The sequence below is a fragment of the Delftia sp. Cs1-4 genome (genome assembly GCF_000214395.1).
Taxonomy (GTDB): Bacteria; Pseudomonadota; Gammaproteobacteria; order Burkholderiales; family Burkholderiaceae_C; genus Comamonas; species Comamonas acidovorans.
On sequence record NC_015563.1, the window covers coordinates 101915 to 120854 of the forward strand.

Consider the following 18940-nt stretch of genomic DNA (forward strand, 5'->3'; position numbering starts at 1 on the left):
CTTTCTGGCATCGAACACCATGCATTTTCTTCGCTTTTCCCGCTCCGCCCCGCCATTGCACCGGGCCCTGGGCGCTGGCGCGCTCTCGCTGTCCGTGCTGCTGGCTGCCTGCGGCGGTGGCGGCGGCGGGGCTGACAAGCCCGCCCCCACGCCGGTCACTCCCAGCGCCAGCTATGCGTCGGGCACCATTGACGGCTTCGGCTCCATCCTGGTCAATGGGGTGCGGTATGACGAGCGCCAGGCCCGGATCACCGATGGCGATGGCGTCCTGCTGGCCAGCGATGCGCTCAAGCTGGGCATGGCGGTCCATGTCACGGCCGACCCCGTGACCACCGGCAGCGACGGTGTGGCGCGCGCCATGGCCCGCCAGATTCTTGTGCGCAGCGATCTGGAAGGCCCGTTGGGCGCGGTCGTGGGCGACCGGCTGACCGTACTGGGCCAGACCGTGATCGTCGATGCGGCCACGGTGTTCGAGGACGGCCGCGCGGCGGCGCTGCAGGTCGGCCGTGTGCTGGAAGTCCACGGCCTGCGCGATGCGCAGGGCCGCATTCTTGCCAGCCGCATCGAGATCGAGGATGACGCCGACGAGCCCTGGCGCCTGCGCGCGCCTGTCGATGCCGTTGACGCGTCGCGCCGCACCCTGCGCATCGGCGAGGCCGTCGTCAACTGGAGTGGCGTGCAGGTTGCCCCCGCGCTGGCTGCCGGCGACGTGGTCAGCCTGCGCCTGGCGCGCCAGCCAGATGCCGCCGGCCTGTGGGTGGCCACCGCACTGTCGGTGCAGCGTCCCACGCTGCCCGAACAGGCAGGCGTGGAGGCCGACGTCACCGGCCATATCACCCGCATGGACTCGCCGACCCGCTTCGTCGTGGACGGCCTGAGCGTGGACGCGGGCAGCGCCACACGCCTGCCCGCAGGCCTTGCCGTGGGCGACCTGGTCGAGGTCGAGGGCATGTTCCAGGACGGGGTGCTTCGCGCCTCCGAGGTCGAGCGCAAGCTGCGGCTGGACAGTGACGATGGCTTCGAGATCGAGGGCCGCATCACCGCTGTCGACAGCCTGGCCGGCATCTTCGAGCTGCGCGGCGTGCGCGTGGACTATCGCAATGCGCGCTTCGAGGATGGCAGCGCTGCCCAAATTGCCGTGGGGCGCGTGGTCGAGGTCAAGGGCCGGCTCTCGGTCGATGGCGCGATGGTGGTGGCCACCGAGGTCGAGTTCGACTAAGGGTTCGCGTTCGCCGCAGGCCGCAGGGCCTCGCTTTGCGCACGCGCGGCGGCGGGGCGCACCCACAGCAGGTAGGCAGCGCCCAGCAGCACGATCCACAGGCCGCCCACGACCAGGGCTGCACGGGTGTGGGGGAAGTAGCCGAGCACGCCCAGCACCAGCAGCATGAAGGCGATGGCGGCCAGCGGCGCGGCGGGCCACAGCGGGACCGGGAACTTCAGCGCGGCCACCTGCTGCGGGCTCATGCGGCGGCGCGCCGCGAACTGCGACAGCAGGATCATCAGCCAGACCCAGACCGTGGCGAAGGTGGCGATGGAGGCGATCAGCAGGAACACGTCCTCGGGGATCAGGTAGTTCAGCACCACGCCGGCCAGCAGCGCCACGGCCATCACCACCACGGTCATCCAGGGCACGCCATGGCGCGAGACACGGCCGAAGCCGGCGGGGGCCTGGCCCTGGTGCGCCATGCCGTAGAGCATGCGGCCGGCACCGAAGATGTCGCTGTTGATGGCCGACACGGCCGCCGAGATCACCACGATGTTGAGAATGGTGGCGGCCGAGGAAATGCCCAGGCCGCTGAAGATCTGCACGAAGGGGCTGCCCTGGCTGCCGATCTGCGGCCAGGGGAAGATGCTCATCAGCACGAACAGCGTGAGCACGTAGAACAGCAGGATGCGCAGCGGCACGGCGTTGATGGCGCGCGGGATCACACGCGCCGGGTCCTTGGCCTCGCCGGCCGAGATGCCGATGATCTCGATGCCGCCGAAGGCGAACACCACCACCGCCAGCGAGGCGATCAGGCCCGAGACGCCGTTGGGCATGAAGCCGCCGTGCACCCACAGGTTCTGCACGCCGGTGGGCGCCTGGTCGGCCGCCATGCCGAAGCCGAACACCATGATGCCCAGGCCGCCGCCGATCATGGCGATGATGGCCGCCACCTTGAGCAGGGACAGCCAGAACTCCATCTCGCCGAACACCTTGACCGAGCACAGGTTGAGCGCGCCGATGAAGAAGACGATGGACAGCACCCAGATCCAGCGCGGCACCTCGGGAAACCAGAACCCCATGTAGATGCCGAAGGCCGTCACGTCGGCCAGGCAGACGATGACCATCTCGAAGGTATAGGTCCAGCCCGTGACGAAGCCGGCGAACGGCCCCAGGTAGTCGCTGGCGTACTGGCCGAAGGAGCCGGGCACGGGGTTGTGCACGGCCATCTCGCCCAGCGCGCGCATCACCATGTAGACCGCCGCGCCCGCCAGCAGGTAGGCGATCAGCACCGAGGGCCCCGCCTGCTGTATGGCCTTGGCCGAGCCGTAGAACAGCCCCGTGCCTATGGCCGAGCCCAGTGCCATGAAGCGGATATGGCGGGCCGACAGCCCTCGGTGCAGGCTGCCTGCAGATGGTGAACTCATGTGCTGTCTCCCCCCGTCATTGGTGAAATGGCTGCCGCATCCACAGGCTTCATCAGCCTGCGGATGGGTCTGCGATCAGATGTATAAGCCTGTATATACAATATGCGCAGACAGCAATTTCCCGGACCGGGGATTACCCGGAGGCGGGAAGGAACGGGAATGGGGGAGTCGCCGAAAGAGGCGACGGGAGTGCTGCCGCAGGCCCCGGTATCAGCCCAGGCCGCCCGTGTGCATGCGGCCTGCGTGGTACAGCAGCGGCGTGTGGCCGGCCTGGTGGCTGCACTGCTCGACCTCGCCGATGAAGATCACATGGTCGCCTTCTTCATGGCGATGGCGGTTGCGGCACTCGAAGACGGTGGTGGCTTCGGACAGCAGGGGCACGCCTTGTGCCGAGCTGCGCCAGGCGGTGTTGGCGAAGCGGTCCACGCCCTTGCGCGCGAACAGCTCGGCCAGGGGCTTTTGCGAGGCCGACAGCACGTGGATGGCGTAGTGCGAGCAATGCTGGAACACGGGCAGCGAGGCCGCCGACAGCGCCATGCTCCACAGCACCAGCGGCGGCGTGAGCGAGACGGAGTTGAACGAGCTCACGGTGACGCCCACCGGATGGCCCTGCGGGCTGCGTGCTGTGACGATGGTCACGCCCGTGGCGAACTGGCCCAGCGCGTCGCGGAACTCGCGCGACGAGAACGGGGACTGTGGAGGCAGGGCGGCCATGGCGGCGGGAGGCAGTGCGGAATTCACGGGTGCAAGAACCAGGCGGCAGCAAGGCCGCAGCAGGGCTGCAGCGTTTGGGACGGGCGCCCGGAGCCGGGCAGCAACCTTGCATTATGGGTGCGGATGCCGGCAGAAGCGGCCGATGGGGCCTCTGCCAGGGAGGTCTTTGCCCTGTGTGCGCGGCGCCGGCTCACAGCGCCATGCTCATCTGGGCGGGCGCGGCGTTCTCGTTCAGCCAGGCCTTCATGCGGGCCCGCGTGCAGCGCTGCAGCTGCATCAGCAGAGCATGCTCGGGCCAGGCCAGCGCGTGGCGCAGGCACAGGTCCTGCTGCATGCGCGCCAGCAGGGCGGCGGCCATCTCGGCATCGGCCAGCGCCCGGTGGGCACGCTCGGCCACGGGCAGGCCCAGGTGGGCGGTGAGCCGGCTCAGGCTGTGGCTGGGCGCCTCCGGGTAGATGCGGCGCGACAGCAGCACGGTGCAGGCAAAGGGCTGGGGCGCGGCCTCGCCGGCCAGGGCCAGCTCGGACTGCCAGAACTTGCTGTCGAAGGCCGCGTTGTGCGCCACCATGGGGGCGCTGCCCACGAAGCGCGCGGCATCGCGCATCACGTCCTCGGCGGGCGGCGCGGCTGCGACCATGGCATTGGTGATGCCGGTCAGCCGCGTGATGAAGGGCGGTATCCAGGCGCCCGTGCGCATCAGGCTCTGGAAGCGGTCCACCACCTGGCCGCCCTCGATCAGCACGATGGCGACCTCGGTGGCACGCGCGCCCTGGGCGGGCGCCATGCCCGTGGTTTCAAAGTCGATGACGGCAATCGGCTGCGGCATGGGGCGATTGTGCCCGGCAGTGCCCGACCGGCGTGCCGGGGCGGCTATTCCTCGGCCTGGCTGCCGTCGGCCGCGCCCAGGCGCTGCACGACCTGGTCGAGCAGGGCGTAGAGCTGCTCGATCTCTTCATGGCCCACCAGGCGCTCGATCTCGGCATAGGTCTCGGAGGAATGCGGCGCGATCTCGGCCACGATGGCGTGGCCGGCCGCCGTGAGCTCGAACTCGGCGCCGCGCATGTCGCTGGCGTGGCGCGAGCGCTCCACCAGCTGCCGGCCTTCCAGCGTCTTGAGCAGGCGCGAGAGGCTGGGCATGCTGATGTAGGTGGCCTGCGACAGCTCCATGGGCCGCAGCCTGTGCGTGACCGCCGCCATGGCGCGCAGCACGCGCCACTGCTGTTCGGTCAGGCCATGGGCGCGCAGCATGGGCCGAAAGCGCACCATGACCGATTCGCGGGCGCGCAGCAGCGCCATGGGCAGGGAGCGCGAGAAGGCGCGCAGCGGCTCGGGGGCAAAAGAGGGCGTGGTCTGGGGCATGTTCGGCAGCATCTGTCGGCTGGATTCTATGCAGCCGCCGCTCCCTCCCCGGAGCGGCGTTGCGGGCGCCTTGTCAGGCCGGGGCCTCAATAGGTCTGGCTTTTCGGCGCTGGGGCCGCTGCCTGCTTGAAGCGCGCAGCCAGCGCGCTGGTGGCCTGCACCAGCACGCTGGTGTCCAGGCCCACGGCCGTGAAGGTGCAGCCCAGCTCCAGGTACTTGCGTGCCAGGGCCTCGTTGGGCGTGAGGATGCCGGGCGCCTTGCCGGCGCGGCGTATGCGGGCGATGGCGTCGGCAATCGCCTCCTGCACCTCGGGGTGGCCGGGGTTGCCGATGTGGCCCATGGACGCCGACAGGTCGGCCGGGCCGATGAAGACGCCGTCCACGCCCTCGGTGGCGGCAATGGCGTCCAGGTGGGCCAGCGCCTGGCGCGTTTCCACCTGCACCAGCACGCAGACCTGGGCGTTGGCTTCATGGGCGTAGTTGGCACGCCGGCCCCAGGCCGAGGCGCGTGCGCCGCCCATGCCGCGGATGCCGCCCTGGCCGTCGGCCTGCGGATAGCGCGCGGCGCGCACGATGCGTGCGGCCTGCTCGGCCGTGTCCACCATGGGCACGAGCAGGGTCTGCACGCCGATGTCCAGGTACTGCTTGATCAGCATCTCGCCGACCTCGCCGTGTCCCATGGGCACGCGGGCAATGGCATGGCTGTCGGGATAGGCCGCGATGGCCTGCAGCTGCGCCAGCAGGGTGCGCGTGTCGTTGGGCGAATGCTCGCCATCGATCAGGAGCCAGTCGAAGCCGGCGCCCGCGCAGATTTCCGCCGAATAGGCGTCGGCCAGGCCCAGCCACAGGCCGATCTGGGGTTGGTCGGCCGCAATGGCGGCCTTGAAGCGGTTCACAGGTGTCTGCATGGTGTGATTGTCCGGGCCTCAGTGGCCCATGCACAGGTACTTGGTGCTCAGGTATTCCTCTATGCCGGCGGCGCCGCCCTCGCGGCCCATGCCCGACTGCTTGACGCCGCCAAACGGCGCCACGGCCGTGCTGATGATGCCGCTGTTGATGCCCACCATGCCGTACTCCAGCGCCTCGCCCACGCGCCACACGCGGCCCACGTCGCGGGCGTAGAAGTAGGCGGCCAGGCCGTACTCGGTGTCGTTGGCCATGCGGATGGCCTCTTCCTCGGTCTTGAAGCGGAACACGGGCGCCACGGGGCCGAAGACCTCTTCCCTGGCGATGCGCATGCGGTCCGTGGCGTTGGCCAGGATGGTGGGCTCGTAGAAGGTGCCGCCCAGCGCGTGGCGCTTGCCGCCCAGCACGACCTCGGCGCCGTTCTTCACGGCGTCGGCCACCAGCTCCTCGACCTTGTCCACGGCGGCCTGGTCGATCAGCGGGCCCTGGCCCACGCCGGCCTCAAGCCCGTTGCCCACCTTGAGGGCCTGCACGGCGACCTTGAGCCTGGCCATGAAGGCGTCGTACACGCCGTCCTGCACCAGCAGGCGGTTGGCGCACACGCAGGTCTGGCCGGTGTTGCGGTACTTGGAGGCCATGGCGCCTTCGACGGCGGCATCCAGGTCCGCGTCGTCGAAGACGATGAAGGGCGCGTTGCCGCCCAGCTCCAGCGACATCTTCTTGAGCGTGGGCGCGCATTGCTCGGCCAGCACGCGGCCCACTTCGGTGGAGCCCGTGAAGGTCAGCTTGCGCACGGCCATGCTGGCCGTGAGCACGCCGCCGATGGCGCGCGAGGAGCCCGTGATCACGCTGAACACGCCCTCGGGAATGCCGGCGCGCTGGGCCAGCTCGGCCATGGCCAGGGCCGACAGCGGTGTCTGCTGCGCGGGCTTGACGATGATGGTGCAGCCCGCGGCCAGGGCGGGCGCGACCTTGCGCGTGATCATGGCGGCTGGGAAGTTCCAGGGCGTGATCGCGGCGCAGACGCCCACGGGCTCCTTGGTCACGATGATGCGCTTGTCGGCCCAGGGCGCGGGCACGGTGGAGCCGTAGATGCGGCGGGCTTCCTCGGCAAACCACTGCACGTAGGAGGCCGCATAGGCGATCTCGCCGCGCGACTCGGCCAGGGGCTTGCCCTGCTCGCTGGTCATGATCAGGGCCAGGTCCTCCTGGTTCTCCATCATCAGCTCGAACCAGCGATGCAGCAGGCGTGCGCGGGCCTCGGCGGTCTGCTGCTTCCAGAGGGTGAAGGCGCGTTCGGCGGCGGCGATGGCGCGCTGCGTCTCGGCCTCTCCCATGCGGGGCACATGGCCCACGGACTCGCCCGTGGCGGGGTTGTGGACGTCGATGCGGCTGCCATCGTCGGCGGCCAGCCATTGGCCGTCGATCAGGCAGAGGTTCTTGAGCAGGCTGGGGTCGCGCAGGGCAAGCGGCATGGGAAATCTCCAATAAGTGCGGGGCAGGCGTCGGGACGACGGCGCCTAGACAAAACGGAATTGCAGGCGGCCCAGCGGGCCGTAGTCGGCGTCGAACAGGTCGCCAAGCTTGGCCGCCACGGGGCGCGTGAACGAGCCGGCCAGCACGGTCTGGCCGGCCTCCAGGGCCTCGCCCCAGGGCGAGAGCTTGTTGGCCAGCCAGGCCACGCCGATGGCGGGATGGCCCTGCACGCCGGCAGCCAGGCCGGTCTCCTCGACCACCCCGTTCTGGCGCAGTATGGCGCCGCACCAGGGCAGGTCAAGCACCCCGGGAACAGCCTGCCCGGCGCCGACCACGATGCCCGCATTGGCCGCGTTGTCACTGATGGTGTCGTAGACCTTGCGCATGGCCTTGGTGTGGCGGTCGAACTGCTCGATGCGCGCGTCGATGATCTCGATGGCCGGCGTCACGTGGTCGGTGGCGTCCAGCACGTCCTGCAGCGTGATCTCCTTGCCGCCGGGCAGGCCGGGGCCGCGCAGCGGCGCCTTGAGCACGAAGGCCAGCTCCACCTCCACGCGCGGCGCGATGAAGTTCGCGGCCGGGATGTCCAGCACCTGGCCCGGCGTGCAGCGGTAGAGCATGCTGTCGAGCAGGGTGCCGTAGTCGGGCTCGTCGATCTGGCTCGATATCTGCATGGCGCGCGAGGTCAGGCCGATCTTGTGGCCGATCACCTTGCGGCCCGCCGCGATCTGCAGGCGCACCCATTCGCGCGAGACGCGGTAGCCATCCTCCACGGTCATGCCGGGAAAGCGCTTGGAGAAATGCTCGACCTGAACGCGCGTCTTCTCGCTGTGGTCGAGCTCCTGGGCCAGTTGGGTCAACAGTTCTTGGGAAAACATTTCAAGGCCTGGAAAAGAGAGGGTGGAGGGTGCTGTGCTTGCCGTCGTAGACCTGGCCCGGGCTTTCATCGACCTGCACGGTCATGCCCAGGTGGCGCTGCGCGAACAGCGACTGCAGATGGCGGCGCGCGCAGGCCAGCAGGGCGTCTCCGGCCTGCTGCTGCACGGCGGCCGAGCGGCCCCGGCCCATGCGCAGGTTGATGTAGATGAAGCCGTAGTCGCCATCGCCGCCCGCTGCGCGGCCCGCAGCCCCGCCATCGGCCACGGCGCTGTGCGGCGCGGGGTAGGCCAGCACGCGCGTGCCGCCCGTGGGAAAGACCTGGGCGCCGTCTTCGGCACGCACGGTGAGCATGGTGTCGGCCAGGGCGCGGCACAGCTGCGTCATGTCGGTGTGCGCGTCCAGGCTGGCCGTGTAGAGGATGACCACGTGCGGCATTCAGGCCACCTCCATGGTGGCGGCCGTGCAGCTCACGGCGAAGATGGGAATGGGCTGGCAGTACAGCACCTGGCCCGCGCCGCGCGCGGCGGCGGCCACGGCGATGAAGCTGCGGATCTCGAAGCCGCCCTGGCCGCCGTCGCGGTAGGTCTCGGCGTCGGTGTACGACAGCAGCGCGTCCCGGTCGTTGCGGCACCAGCGGTCCATGAACTGCTGGTCCCATTCCCAGTTGACCTTGCCCGAGTCGGGCGTGGCCGGCCAGTGCGAGATGCCGCCCGTGCCCACGATGGCGATGCGCTCGGGCGCCTTGTCGCAGGCGCGGCGCAGGGCCTCGCCAAAGGCCCAGGCGCGGTGCAGCGGCGTCAGCGGCGGGCCCTGGCAGTTGATGTTGACGGGGATGATGTCCTTGTCATAGGCCGGCGTCAGAAAGTGCAGCGGGACCATGATGCCGTGGTCGAACTTCCACTCCTCGGCAAAGGCCACGTCCACGGTCTGCATGACCTCGGTGATCAGGCGCCGCGACAGCTCGGCATTGCCGGGGATGCGGTGGCGCTCTATGCCCAGCCAGGCCGGGTCCTCGATGGGCCCTTCGTAGTGGTCTGCCATGCCGATGGCATAGGCCGGCATGTTGTTCATGAAGAAGTTGGCGAAGTGCTCGGCCGCGATGACGATCACGGCATCGGGGCGCGCCGCCTCCAGCCGTGCGCCCATGTCGCGGAAGGCGGCATGGAAGGCATCCCTGGTGGCCGGATCGGCCAGGTGTGCGCGGCCCGTGATGCCGGGCGCGTGGCTGCAAACGCCTGCAAATACCAGACTCATCTCAAACTCCTGCGATCTTTTCGTTGGTGGCTGTCGTCATCGCGTAGACGCCCGCGCGCACCGGTCCGTGCTTTTGCACGCCGTCGCGCATGGCCTGCAGGTAGTCGGCCCAGGGCATGCCCAGCAGCGGCGCGAAGTGCATCAGCAGCTGGCCGTTGCAGCCCAGCACGTAGAGCTTGCCGATGTCGCCGTGGAACATGGCTTCGTACTCCTCGGGCTCCAGCGCGTACTCGGCCAGCAGCGCGGCGCGGTCCTCGGCAAAGCGCCGCTGCACCTCGGGCTCGCGGTTGAGCTGGAACAGGAATTTCTGCATGGTGTACAGGCTCATGGCGGCTCCCGGTGTCGGCCTCAGCCCAGCGTGATGTTGGCGCGGCGGATGATGGCTTCGTACTTGGCGATTTCGCTGGTGACAAAGGCCGCGAACTGCTGCGCCGTGCCGGCCTGCGAGACGATGCCGCCGCGCGCGAAGGCATCCACCACGGCGGGCTCGGCCAGGGCCTTGACCACGGCGGCATTGATGCGCTGCACCAGCGCATCGGGCGTGGCGCCGGGTGCCAGCAGACCCTGCCAGGAGTTGGATTCCAGCGCCACGCCCTGCTCGGCCAGCGTGGGCACCTGGGGAGCGAACTGCGAGCGCTGGCGCGTGGCCATGCCCAGTGCCACCAGCTTGCCGCTTTGCACATGGCCACGGAACTCGGGCCAGTTGCCGAACATCACGTCCACCTGGCCGCCCAGCAGGTCGGCCAGCGCCGGGCCCTGGCCCTTGTAGGGGATGTGGACCATCTCGATGCCCATCTCCTGGCACAGCAGCGCGCCCGACAGATGGGCCGAGGTGCCGTTGCCGAACGAGGCATAGCTGAGCTCGCCGGGCCTGGCCTTGGCGCGGCTGCGCAGGTCCGCCAGCGTCTTCAGGCCGCTGCCCGGGTGGGTGGCCAGCACATGCTCGGACAGGCCCATCAGCGCCACGGGCTTGAGGTCGCGCGTGGTGTCGTAGGGCAGGTTCTTCACCAGCGTCTTGTTGGCCGTGAAGCTGTTGGCCACGCACACCAGGGTGTAGCCGTCGGCCGGCTGCTTGGACACATAGTCCACGCCGATCACCGTGCCCGCGCCGGGCTTGTTCTCCACGATCACAGGCTGGCCCAGGGACTTGCCCAGCTCGGTGCCCACCAGGCGCGCCACCAGGTCGGTGGTGCCGCCCGGCGTGAAGGGCACGATGATGCGCAGCGGCTTTGCGGGCCAGGTGCCGGCCGGGCTACCTGGCTGGGCCTGGGAAAGGCCCGGGAGCATCAGCGCTGCGGCCGTGGTGGCTGCGGTGGATTGCAGGAAATGGCGGCGTTGCATGTCTTGTCTCCTCGGTTCTCTTTGTCGTTGTCGCTGGTCGCCCGTTCAGACGCCCCAGTGCGGAATATGGTGCGAGCCCAGCGAGACGGCCACGTTCTTGGGCTCGCAGAAGACCTCGTAGCTCCAGCTGCCGCCCTCGCGGCCCGTGCCCGAGGCCTTGGTGCCGCCGAAGGGCTGGCGCAGGTCGCGCACGTTCTGGCTGTTGACGAAGCACATGCCGGCCTCGATGGCGGCGGCCACGCGGTGGGCGCGGCCCACGCTCTCGGTCCAGACGTAGCTGGACAGGCCGTACTGGATGTCGTTGGCCAGGCGCACGGCCTCGGCCTCGTCGCTGAAGGGGATGATGCAGGCCACGGGGCCGAAGATCTCGTCCTGGGCGATCTGCATGCGGTTGTCCACGTCGGCAAACACCGTGGGCAGCACATAGTTGCCCTTGCGCACGCGCTCGGGCAGCACGGGCGCGTCCAGGCCGCCGCACAGCATGCTGGCGCCTTCCTTCTGGCCCAGTTCGATGTAGTGGCGCACCTTGGCCAGGTGGCTGGCGCTGATCATGGGGCCGACGATGGTGGATTCGTCCAGCGGGTCGCCCACGGTGATCTTCCTGGCGCGCTCCACGAAGTGGTCCACGAACTTCGCATAGATGCCCTTTTGCACCAGGATGCGGCTGCCGGCCGTGCAGCGCTCGCCGTTGTTGGAGAAGATCATGAACACGGCCGCGTCCAGCGCGCGCTCGAAGTCGGCGTCGTCAAAGATCACGAAGGGGCTCTTGCCGCCCAGCTCCATGCTGAACTTCTTGAGGCCGGCTGCCTGCACGATGCGGTTGCCGGTCTGGGTCGAGCCCGTGAACGAGACGGCGCGCACATCGCGGTGGCGCACCAGGGGCTCGCCCGCATCCTTGCCGTAGCCGTGTACCAGGTTGAGCACGCCGGGCGGAATGCCGGCCTCCAGCGCCAGCTCGCCCAGGCGCGCGGCCGTCATGGGCGACAGCTCGCTCATCTTGAGCACGGCCGTGTTGCCGAAGGCCAGGCAGGGCGCCACCTTCCAGGTGGCCGTCATGAAGGGCACGTTCCAGGGCGAGATCAGCGCGCACACGCCCACGGGGTGGAACAGGGTGTAGTTCAGGTGCGTGGGCGTGGGATAGGTGTGGCCGTCCACGCGCGTGCACATCTCGGCAAAGTAGTAGAAGTTGTCGGCCGCGCGCGGCACCAGCTGCTTGCCCGTCTGGGCGATGACCTGGCCGCAGTCGTTGGTCTCGGTCTGCGCGATCTCGGGCACATGGCGGGCGATCAGGTCGCCCAGCTTGCGCACGAGCTTGGCGCGTTCGGTGGCGGGCGTGTTGGCCCATTTCGGGAAGGCGTTCTTCGCGGCGGCGACGGCGGCCTGCACCTCGGCCTCGCCGCCTTCGGCGACCTCGGCCAGCACCTCCTGGGTAGCGGGGTTGACGGTCTCGAAATAGTCCTTGCCGGCGACGGCCTTGCCGTCGATCAGGTGGTCAATGCGCATGGGGATTCCTTGGCGTGTGCGGTGGGTTCAGGAGGCGGCCGGCGCGTCGCCGACGATGGTGTTGACCAGGCGGCCCAGGCCTTCGATCTCGGTGACGATCTCGTCGCCCACGCGGGAGTCGGCCACGCCGTCGGGCGTGCCCGTGAGGATGAGGTCGCCGGGGTTCAGCGTCATGAAGCCCGACAGATGGGCGATCAGCGAGGGGATGTCATGCACCATGTCGCGCGTGCTGCCGTCCTGCTTGAGTTCGCCGTTGACCCAGCTGCGCAGGCGCAGGTTCATGGGGTCGGGCACATCGGCCGCATCGACGAACCACGGGCCCACGGGCGTGGCGCCGTCGCGGTTCTTCACACGCAGGTTGGGCCGGTAGAAGTTCTCCAGGTAGTCGCGTATGGCGTAGTCGTTGGCCGTGCAGTAGCCAGCGACCACGCCGTAGGCGTCTTCGCGGCGCACGTTGCGGCAGGTCTTGCCTATGACCACGCCCAGCTCGCACTCGAAGTGCATGTAGGCCACGTCGGCGGGCCGGTACGTGCGGCCGTGGTGGCCGTTCAGCGTGTTCGGGCCCTTGAGGAAGACCAGCGGCTCCTCGGGCGCCTTGTTGAAGGCGATTTCCTTGGCATGGTCCGCATAGTTCAGGCCCAGCGCGAAGACCATGCCGAACTGCAGCGGCGGCAGCCACTGCACGGCGGTCTCCGCCACCAGGCGGCCATCGGGCAACTGCACCTGTCCGTGCGGGCCTTCGGTGACCTGCAGGGTCTGTCCTTCGAGGATGACGCGTCCGTGCTTCATGCTGCTGCTCCCTGTTCTGCCACCACCGAATGCGTGAGCCGGCCCAGGCCGGGCACCTCGATGACCACGCGGTCCCCGGGCCGCGCCAGCGGCGCGCCCTCGCCCGGGCCCAGCAGCAGCACGTCGCCGGGCGACAGCGTCATGAATTCGGTCACGTCGGCCAGCAGCCTTGCGGGCGGGCGCACCAGGTCGGCAAAGCCGCGCTGCCAGACCTGTTCACCATTGATGGACACCGTGAGCGTGGCCGCCTGTGCGTCAAAGCCTGTGCCGCGAACGAGGGCGCCCAGCGGGCAGAAACCGTCGCGGCAGCGCTGGCGGATGGCGGGGCGGTAGTAGTTCTCGTGCGGCAGCGTGAGGTCGCTGGCGATCAGCCAGCCGGCCACATGGTCCAGGGCCGTTGCTTCGCTGACGCGCGTGGCGCTGCGGCCGATCACCAGGCCGATGCTGGCATCGACGCGGACCTCGCCGGGATCGGCCGGCACGGCCACCGCCGCGCCATCGCGCGCCCAGGTGTTGCGCGGCTTGAGATAGAGCACGGGGGCGCGCGGAGCGGCCTTGTAGGGCGCGCTGTCGAACTGCGGCGACAGGCGCTGCACGGTGGCCTGCTGGTTGAGCAGCGTGCCGTAGACCGTGCCCAGTGCAAGGCCGTCATCCAGGAGAAAGGGCTGAATCTGCATGGTGTGAATTTAGTTAACGTGGTAATTATTGTTTTTGCAACAAGCCCCGTCAACACGGGGGATTCAGGGTTTTCCCAGGCCGCAGCAAAAAGCCCCTGCGCGGCGAACCGTGCAGGGGCTTGAAGGGGCACCGGGCGCTGCCGGTGCTGGCGGGGGCTGGCGTCAGCCGCGGCGGCGGCGCAGTGCGGCCATGCCGCCCAGGGCCAGCGCCAGCAGCGCCTGGGCCAGCGTGGACAGGCCGGGCACGGGGGTGGCCGTGGCGCCGGGCGGCAGGGCCGCAGGCGCGGCCACCGCCACGGGGTCCACGATGACGCCGTTGACGGTCAGGTCGCTGTCTCCCGTCTGCCCGTCGGTGATGTCGAAGCTCACCGAGCGGCGGTCGGGTGCGAAGCGGTAGGCCGACGCGGCCAGCTCATACCAGTGCGCCGTGGGCGTGGCGGCCGTGGGGCCGTACTTCCAGAGCGTGGCCTGGGCGGGCGCGGCTTCGGGCAGGTCCATGCGGATGGTGGCCATGGAGCCCGGCGTGCCGCCCATGAGCACGAAGCTCAGGCTGCCGTAGGGCATGCGCAGGTTGCCCGGCAGCGGGCTTTGCGAGGGCGCAGGCTGAAAGCCTGCCGAGTTCGAGGCGAACTGCCACTGGTCTGCCCCCACGTTGCCGGTGCCGTTGCTCACGCCCGCCGTATTGCTGCCCGTGCCGATCTGCGTGCCGATGGGCACGGGCTTGCTCAGGGCCAGCACAGCCGGCGCGCTGGCCGTGCCCGAAGCCGGCAGGTTGACCGCATGCACGCGATAGCTCACGGCAGCGTCCAGGCCGGTGAAGGACAGCGTGGCAGCGGTATTGGCCGCGGTGCTGACCGTGTTGCTGGCAGGGGCCGGCAGGCCGGCGGCATCCAGGCCGGCCATGACCTGTTCCCAACTGGGGACGGGAGCATTGGCAGGCAGGGCCACGGCGCGCAGGCTGCCGGCCACGCCGGGCGTGGCCTGGACCACGGCCGATGTCTGGTCCACGGCCTGGGCGGACAGGGCCACGGTGGACAGCGCCGGCACCGCCAGGCTGTCCAGGCGCGCCTTTTTCCAGGCGGCATAGGGCAGGTCCTTGGCCACGGTGCCATCGCCGTAGAAATCGGCATCGCCGCAGTCGCTGATGATGTCCACGCTGCCGCCTGCGTCCAGGCTGGCCGGCATGGCGCCTATGCCTTCGGCCGAGCAGGCGGTATTGGGCACGGTAATGGCGGCCAGGTCGGCAGCGCGCGGGCGCAGGTTCAGTGCCAGGCCAGCGCTGTTCACGCGGCCATCCCAGGAGTAGAGCTGGAAGTTGCGCGGCGCGGTGCCCGTGGCGCTGGCCGAGGGACCGGCAATGATCAAGTACTCGCCGGCCGCGTTCTTGCGGATTTCGCGGATGCCGCGGCCGCCCAGGTCCAGGCGAATCGGCTGGCCCATGGTCGCGCTGCCCTTGCTGCCGCCATCGGCCGCAGGCAGGGCCGCGAAGTTGGTCACGGGCACGATCAGCGCATGCGTGCGGCCCGTGGCGTCGTCGGCCGTGACGGCGGGCGCGCCCGGCGCCGGCACCAGCGGCGCGCGAAAGCCCAGCCATGCGGCGCCGTTGTCGGGGCTGGTGGACATGCCTTCGATGGAAAAGCCGCTTATCGTCTCGGCCTCGGGCGCCTTGGTGGCGCCGCCGTCCGAGCTGGCCACCAGGCCCAGGTAGTTGGCGGCAAGGCCGTCATGCGCGGCCGCGTCCCAGCTGCGCAGGTCCTCGCGCAGCCAGCGGTAGTAGCCACTGGCGGTCAGCGCCGTGGAGGCGCCGGATCCGGTCACATCCATCGCCGCCAGGCGCCAGCGGTCGGTGCGCGACTTGCCGCTCTTGTTGTTGGAGTGCGAGCCCGCCACGTACACGCGGCTGCCCAGGGCAAAGCTGGCCTCGATGTCCATTTCCTCGTCGCTCTTGCAGCTGTCCAGGCCCGTGAGGCCGGGGGCGGTGCAGGCAGCGGCATCGGCCAGGCCCAGGGCGGTCCTGTCCAGCATCAGCGGCTTGATGGGCAGCCCGCCGGCCGGGCCATAGGCCGAGAAGGAGTTGCTGGCCGGCAGCGCATTGCCCGAGGCATCCTGGGCGGGCGCCTCGTCGTCGCCCACCAGCATGGTGGCGGCATCGATGACGATGGCCGTCGATGCGTCCGAGCGCCCGGCCAGCCAGCGCGGGCTGGTGTTGGCTGCAGTGTTGGCCGAGGCCGCGTACTTGATGGTGCGGCTGACGGAGGCGCCGCCCGCGTTGGTCAGCGTGACGGTGATGTCGGCATAGCCCACGCCGGTGGGCGTGATCCTGAGCACGGCGTTGCCACCGCTTTGCGTCGCCACCAGGCCGTTGGCGGCGACCACGGCGAGATTGCTGGACGTGGCGCTGACCGTGGCGGCCGGATCGCTGACGGTGAAGGACAGGCCCGTGCCCGCGAGGACATCGCTGGCATCGCCGACCACGCCCGAATAGGCGGTCAGCGCGGGCAGGGAAGTCGTCGGGGGCGGGCTGGTGGTGACGGGCGCGGAAACGCCGGCCGCCCCGCCGCCCAGGCTGTTCACCGCGCGCACGCGCACCTGGTGGCTGCCGGCCGCCAGGCCGTCCACGGTCTGGCTGGTGCCGAACACCGCCAGGCTGTGCGACACGGTGGCGAAGCCGTCGCTGGACAGTTCGACCAGGTAGTAGGACGCGCCGCTCACGCTGGCCCACTGCGCCTGCACGCTGTTGCCCGAGGCGCTGGCATTCACGCTCGCAGGGGCTGCGGGCACGGCAGCCGGCGGGGACACTTCGGGTGCCCAGGCCAGGCCGTACAGCACGCCGTCGATGCCCGACGCCAGCGGCTGCGGCGTGCCAGCCAGCGTGCCGGTGCGGCCCGAGGCATCGAACAGGCGATACAACTGCCCGTCGGAGCCGGTGGCCAGCAGCATGACCGCGCCCTGGCCCAGATGCACGGCTGCCAGGCCATGGGCGCCTGCCAGCGGCGCCGAGCCCCGGGCCACCCAGGTGCCCGCTTCCAGCGTGTACTTGCGCACCGTGCCGGTGCCATCGTTGTTGGCGGCCACGTAGAGCGTGTCTGCGCCCGGCGTGCCATCGAGATCGAGGAAGGCCAGGCCGCGCAGGTTGTTGCCCGCCAGGCCCGGCAGCGCGCTGACTGCGGGCGTGCCTGTCGTGGGCAGCCCGGTTCCGATCCTGTTGAGCGTGTCGCCGCCGGCAAAGGCCGCGTAGAGCTGGCCATCGGCCATGGTGATGCCCTGGGTGTTCTTGTTGCTCAGCTGGGTGGCGCTGGTGGCATCTTTCTGGACGAACCAGATGCCGCGGTTGGCGTTGGGGCTGCCGCTGCCGCTGGCCCAGGCGCGGCTGCAGTCGTCGCTGACCACGCTGCGAAAGGCATCGCCGACCAGGGCCGTACCGCCCAGCCGCGTGCCATTGCCCACCACACCGTCGGCATCGACAAAGGCCACGCCGCGTGCCGCCGCCGTCTTGGGGTCGGCGCCGCCCGGTGCCACCGCATAGCCGGGGACCGTCAGGCACAGGCCATTGGCCGAGCGGTTGAGCAGGCCTTCCGAGCCCGTGCTGCTGGCCGTCAGCGGCGTTGCTCCGCCTGACAGCGGCAGCGATTGCACCAGCGTGCCGTCCACGCGGTACTCGTCCAGGTACACCGGCAGGGCGCCCGTGCCGGTGCCCACGCGGTAGGCCACCAGGTTGCCCGGGGTGAACGGCGCGGACCATGCAGCGCCACACAGGGCCAGGCAGGCCGTTGCAATCGCCTTGTGCCGCCAATCCAAAGTATCCATGCGCATGCTCACCATCCCCTGTGTGACAAATCGCGCGACTGTAAAAGGCGGCTGTGACAGCCCGGTGACGGCAGGCCATGCACGACGGCGGCAAGCTGCCATGCAAAAAAAAGACGGCTCCCGCGGGGGAGCCGTCTTTGGTTCATTGCGCCGTGAAGCCTGCGCTTTGCTTTTTCTGGTTATGGGCGCCGCATGTCCACGGTGCAGCGGATCAGCGGATCAGCAGCACAGGCACCTGACTGCCGGCCAGCACCTGGGTGCTGACCGAGCCCATGACCAGGCGGCCCAGCGCGCCATGGCCATGCGTGCCCATGACCAGCAGGTCGAACTTGCCTTCCTCGGCGGCCTTGATGATGGAGTCGGCGACCGGGCCCACCTTGCTCAGGCGCGTGGCCTGCACGCCGTGTTCGGCCAGGTAGCTGCACACGGGGTCGAGCACCTTGGTCGATTCCTCGGCGTAGTACTCGTCCACCACCTCCTTGCCCAGGGCGGCGCGCGCGCGGGCCGGCAGCTGGGGCTGGACGGTGATGGCGCTGTAGCTGTGGGCGGAGCCCAGGATCTCGGGGTGCGAGGTCAGGTAGGCCAGCATCTTCTGGGTGTAGGGGCTGCCATCGACTGCGAGCAGGATGTTCATGAAAGTCCTCCTTTGGTATGGCCCAAGACTAAGCCCAAGCCGGGATGGAGTGCTTGATCCAGGTCAAGCGCGGACCGGCGCATCTGCCACCTCTGCCGCCCCTGCGGTCATGTGCACCGGCAACTCGATGGTAGAGCGCGGGAAAAAGCCCTCCTGCTCGCCCTTGCGTGCATAGCCCAGCGGGTTGGCCACCACGCGGCAGCGCCAGGCGCTGCCATCGTCGCGCAGGCCCTCGGCTACATAGTCGCTGGGCGAATGCAGGTGGCCGTGCAGCCACAGATCGGCAAAGGGCAGCAGATCGTCGAGCACATTGCAAAAGCCGGCCGTGCCGGGCACCAGGCCATAGCGCGGATCGGCGCTGCGCAGGCTGGGCGCGAAGTGCGTGACGGCCACCGTGGGGCCATCGAAAGGCCGGGCCAGCGCCTGGCGCAGCCATTGCTGGCAGACCAGCGACTGCTCGCGCATGGGCTCGGCCAGAAAGGGCTCGCCGCCGCGCGTGCCGCCGGTCTTTTGCAGGTAGAAATTGGCGGCGCGAAAGGCCTTCTCGCGCAGCTTGAGCAGCCGGGCCAGATCGGTGACGCCTTCATGCATGGACATGGCGTCGTAGTCGCTCCACAGCGTGGTGCCCACGAAGCGCACGCCACCCAGCACGGCGGTCTCGCGCTCCAGCCAGACCATGCCCATGCGCTCGCAGGCGGCGCGCAGGCGGGCATGGGCGGCGTCGAAGTCCTGCATGTCGTACTCATGGTTGCCCGGCACGAAGATCACGGGGCAGGGCCAGCCCGCGTACTGGGGCAGGGGAGAGAAACGCTCCAGCCCGAAGTGCTCGCCTTGCAGCAGGCTGCCGCTTTGGTAGGAGCCTATGTCGCCGGCCAGCACCAGCACGTCAGCATCGGGTGCGGGCTCGGCGATGAAATGCGGATGGGCCTCGAGGTGCAGGTCGGACAGCAGCTGGATCTTCATGCGGCCA

General features: G+C 69.6%; 18 protein-coding genes. 1 reads left to right on the plus strand and 17 read right to left on the minus strand.

What is annotated here, in order from left to right; genetic code table 11:
• Positions 1–19 precede the first annotated feature (19 nt).
• On the plus strand, positions 20–1219 hold the full coding sequence (locus DELCS14_RS00465; protein WP_013800002.1) for a DUF5666 domain-containing protein: 1200 nt from the start codon (positions 20–22) through the stop codon (positions 1217–1219).
• Here the strand turns inward: DELCS14_RS00465 and DELCS14_RS00470 are convergent.
• The 17 genes from DELCS14_RS00470 to DELCS14_RS00550 form a co-directional block, all read right to left on the minus strand.
• A complete protein-coding gene (locus tag DELCS14_RS00470; protein WP_013800003.1) occupies positions 1216–2631 on the minus strand; it encodes an amino acid permease in 1416 nt (471 codons plus the stop codon). The two genes, DELCS14_RS00465 and DELCS14_RS00470, sit on opposite strands and share 4 nt — an antisense overlap.
• Positions 2632–2841: 210 nt before the next feature.
• Complete coding sequence (locus tag DELCS14_RS00475) at positions 2842–3345, minus strand: flavin reductase family protein (RefSeq protein WP_012202035.1); 504 nt, start codon at positions 3343–3345, stop codon at positions 2842–2844.
• Positions 3346–3535: 190 nt separating this feature from the next.
• Positions 3536–4171, minus strand: a complete 636-nt coding sequence (locus DELCS14_RS00480; protein ID WP_013800004.1) for a 3'-5' exonuclease — start codon at positions 4169–4171, stop codon at positions 3536–3538.
• A gap of 44 nt (positions 4172–4215) precedes the next feature.
• Positions 4216–4704 (minus strand): homoprotocatechuate degradation operon regulator HpaR, encoded by a 489-nt coding sequence (gene hpaR / locus DELCS14_RS00485; protein WP_013800005.1) that lies wholly within the window; start codon positions 4702–4704, stop codon positions 4216–4218.
• An 86-nt stretch (positions 4705–4790) separates the two neighbouring features.
• Positions 4791–5612 carry an aldolase/citrate lyase family protein gene (locus DELCS14_RS00490; protein WP_012202038.1) on the minus strand — a complete coding sequence of 274 codons (822 nt, stop codon included), beginning with the start codon at positions 5610–5612 and terminating at the stop codon, positions 4791–4793.
• A gap of 18 nt (positions 5613–5630) precedes the next feature.
• Positions 5631–7085, minus strand: coding sequence for an NAD-dependent succinate-semialdehyde dehydrogenase (locus tag DELCS14_RS00495; RefSeq protein WP_013800006.1), 1455 nt, complete (start codon positions 7083–7085; stop codon positions 5631–5633).
• A 45-nt stretch (positions 7086–7130) separates the two neighbouring features.
• Entirely contained in the window at positions 7131–7964 is an 834-nt protein-coding gene (gene hpaH / locus DELCS14_RS00500) for a 2-oxo-hept-4-ene-1,7-dioate hydratase (RefSeq protein ID WP_013800007.1), read from the minus strand.
• A gap of 1 nt (position 7965) precedes the next feature.
• On the minus strand, positions 7966–8400 hold the full coding sequence (locus tag DELCS14_RS00505; RefSeq protein ID WP_013800008.1) for a 5-carboxymethyl-2-hydroxymuconate Delta-isomerase: 435 nt from the start codon (positions 8398–8400) through the stop codon (positions 7966–7968).
• Positions 8401–9219, minus strand: a complete 819-nt coding sequence (locus DELCS14_RS00510) for an extradiol ring-cleavage dioxygenase (protein ID WP_012202042.1) — start codon at positions 9217–9219, stop codon at positions 8401–8403.
• Between the two features lies 1 nt (position 9220).
• On the minus strand, positions 9221–9547 hold the full coding sequence (locus DELCS14_RS00515; RefSeq protein WP_012202043.1) for an aromatic ring-opening dioxygenase subunit LigA: 327 nt from the start codon (positions 9545–9547) through the stop codon (positions 9221–9223).
• A 20-nt stretch (positions 9548–9567) separates the two neighbouring features.
• The gene (locus DELCS14_RS00520; RefSeq protein WP_013800009.1) at positions 9568–10560 is read right to left on the minus strand and encodes a tripartite tricarboxylate transporter substrate binding protein; all 993 of its coding nucleotides are present in this window, start codon (positions 10558–10560) and stop codon (positions 9568–9570) included.
• Between the two features lie 45 nt (positions 10561–10605).
• Positions 10606–12063, minus strand: a complete 1458-nt coding sequence (gene hpaE, locus DELCS14_RS00525) for a 5-carboxymethyl-2-hydroxymuconate semialdehyde dehydrogenase (protein WP_013800010.1) — start codon at positions 12061–12063, stop codon at positions 10606–10608.
• A 27-nt stretch (positions 12064–12090) separates the two neighbouring features.
• Positions 12091–12852, minus strand: a complete 762-nt coding sequence (locus DELCS14_RS00530; protein WP_013800011.1) for a fumarylacetoacetate hydrolase family protein — start codon at positions 12850–12852, stop codon at positions 12091–12093.
• Positions 12849–13529, minus strand: coding sequence for a fumarylacetoacetate hydrolase family protein (locus DELCS14_RS00535; protein WP_013800012.1), 681 nt, complete (start codon positions 13527–13529; stop codon positions 12849–12851). Before DELCS14_RS00535 ends, DELCS14_RS00530 begins: the two co-directional genes overlap by 4 nt.
• A 162-nt stretch (positions 13530–13691) precedes the next feature.
• Positions 13692–17336: an IPTL-CTERM sorting domain-containing protein gene (locus tag DELCS14_RS00540; protein ID WP_228676834.1), complete on the minus strand. Its 3645-nt coding sequence runs from the start codon at positions 17334–17336 to the stop codon at positions 13692–13694.
• A gap of 211 nt (positions 17337–17547) precedes the next feature.
• The gene (locus DELCS14_RS00545) at positions 17548–17970 is read right to left on the minus strand and encodes a universal stress protein (protein WP_012202049.1); all 423 of its coding nucleotides are present in this window, start codon (positions 17968–17970) and stop codon (positions 17548–17550) included.
• 63 nt (positions 17971–18033) lie between these two features.
• On the minus strand, positions 18034–18933 hold the full coding sequence (locus DELCS14_RS00550) for a metallophosphoesterase (RefSeq protein ID WP_013800014.1): 900 nt from the start codon (positions 18931–18933) through the stop codon (positions 18034–18036).
• Positions 18934–18940 lie beyond the last annotated feature (7 nt).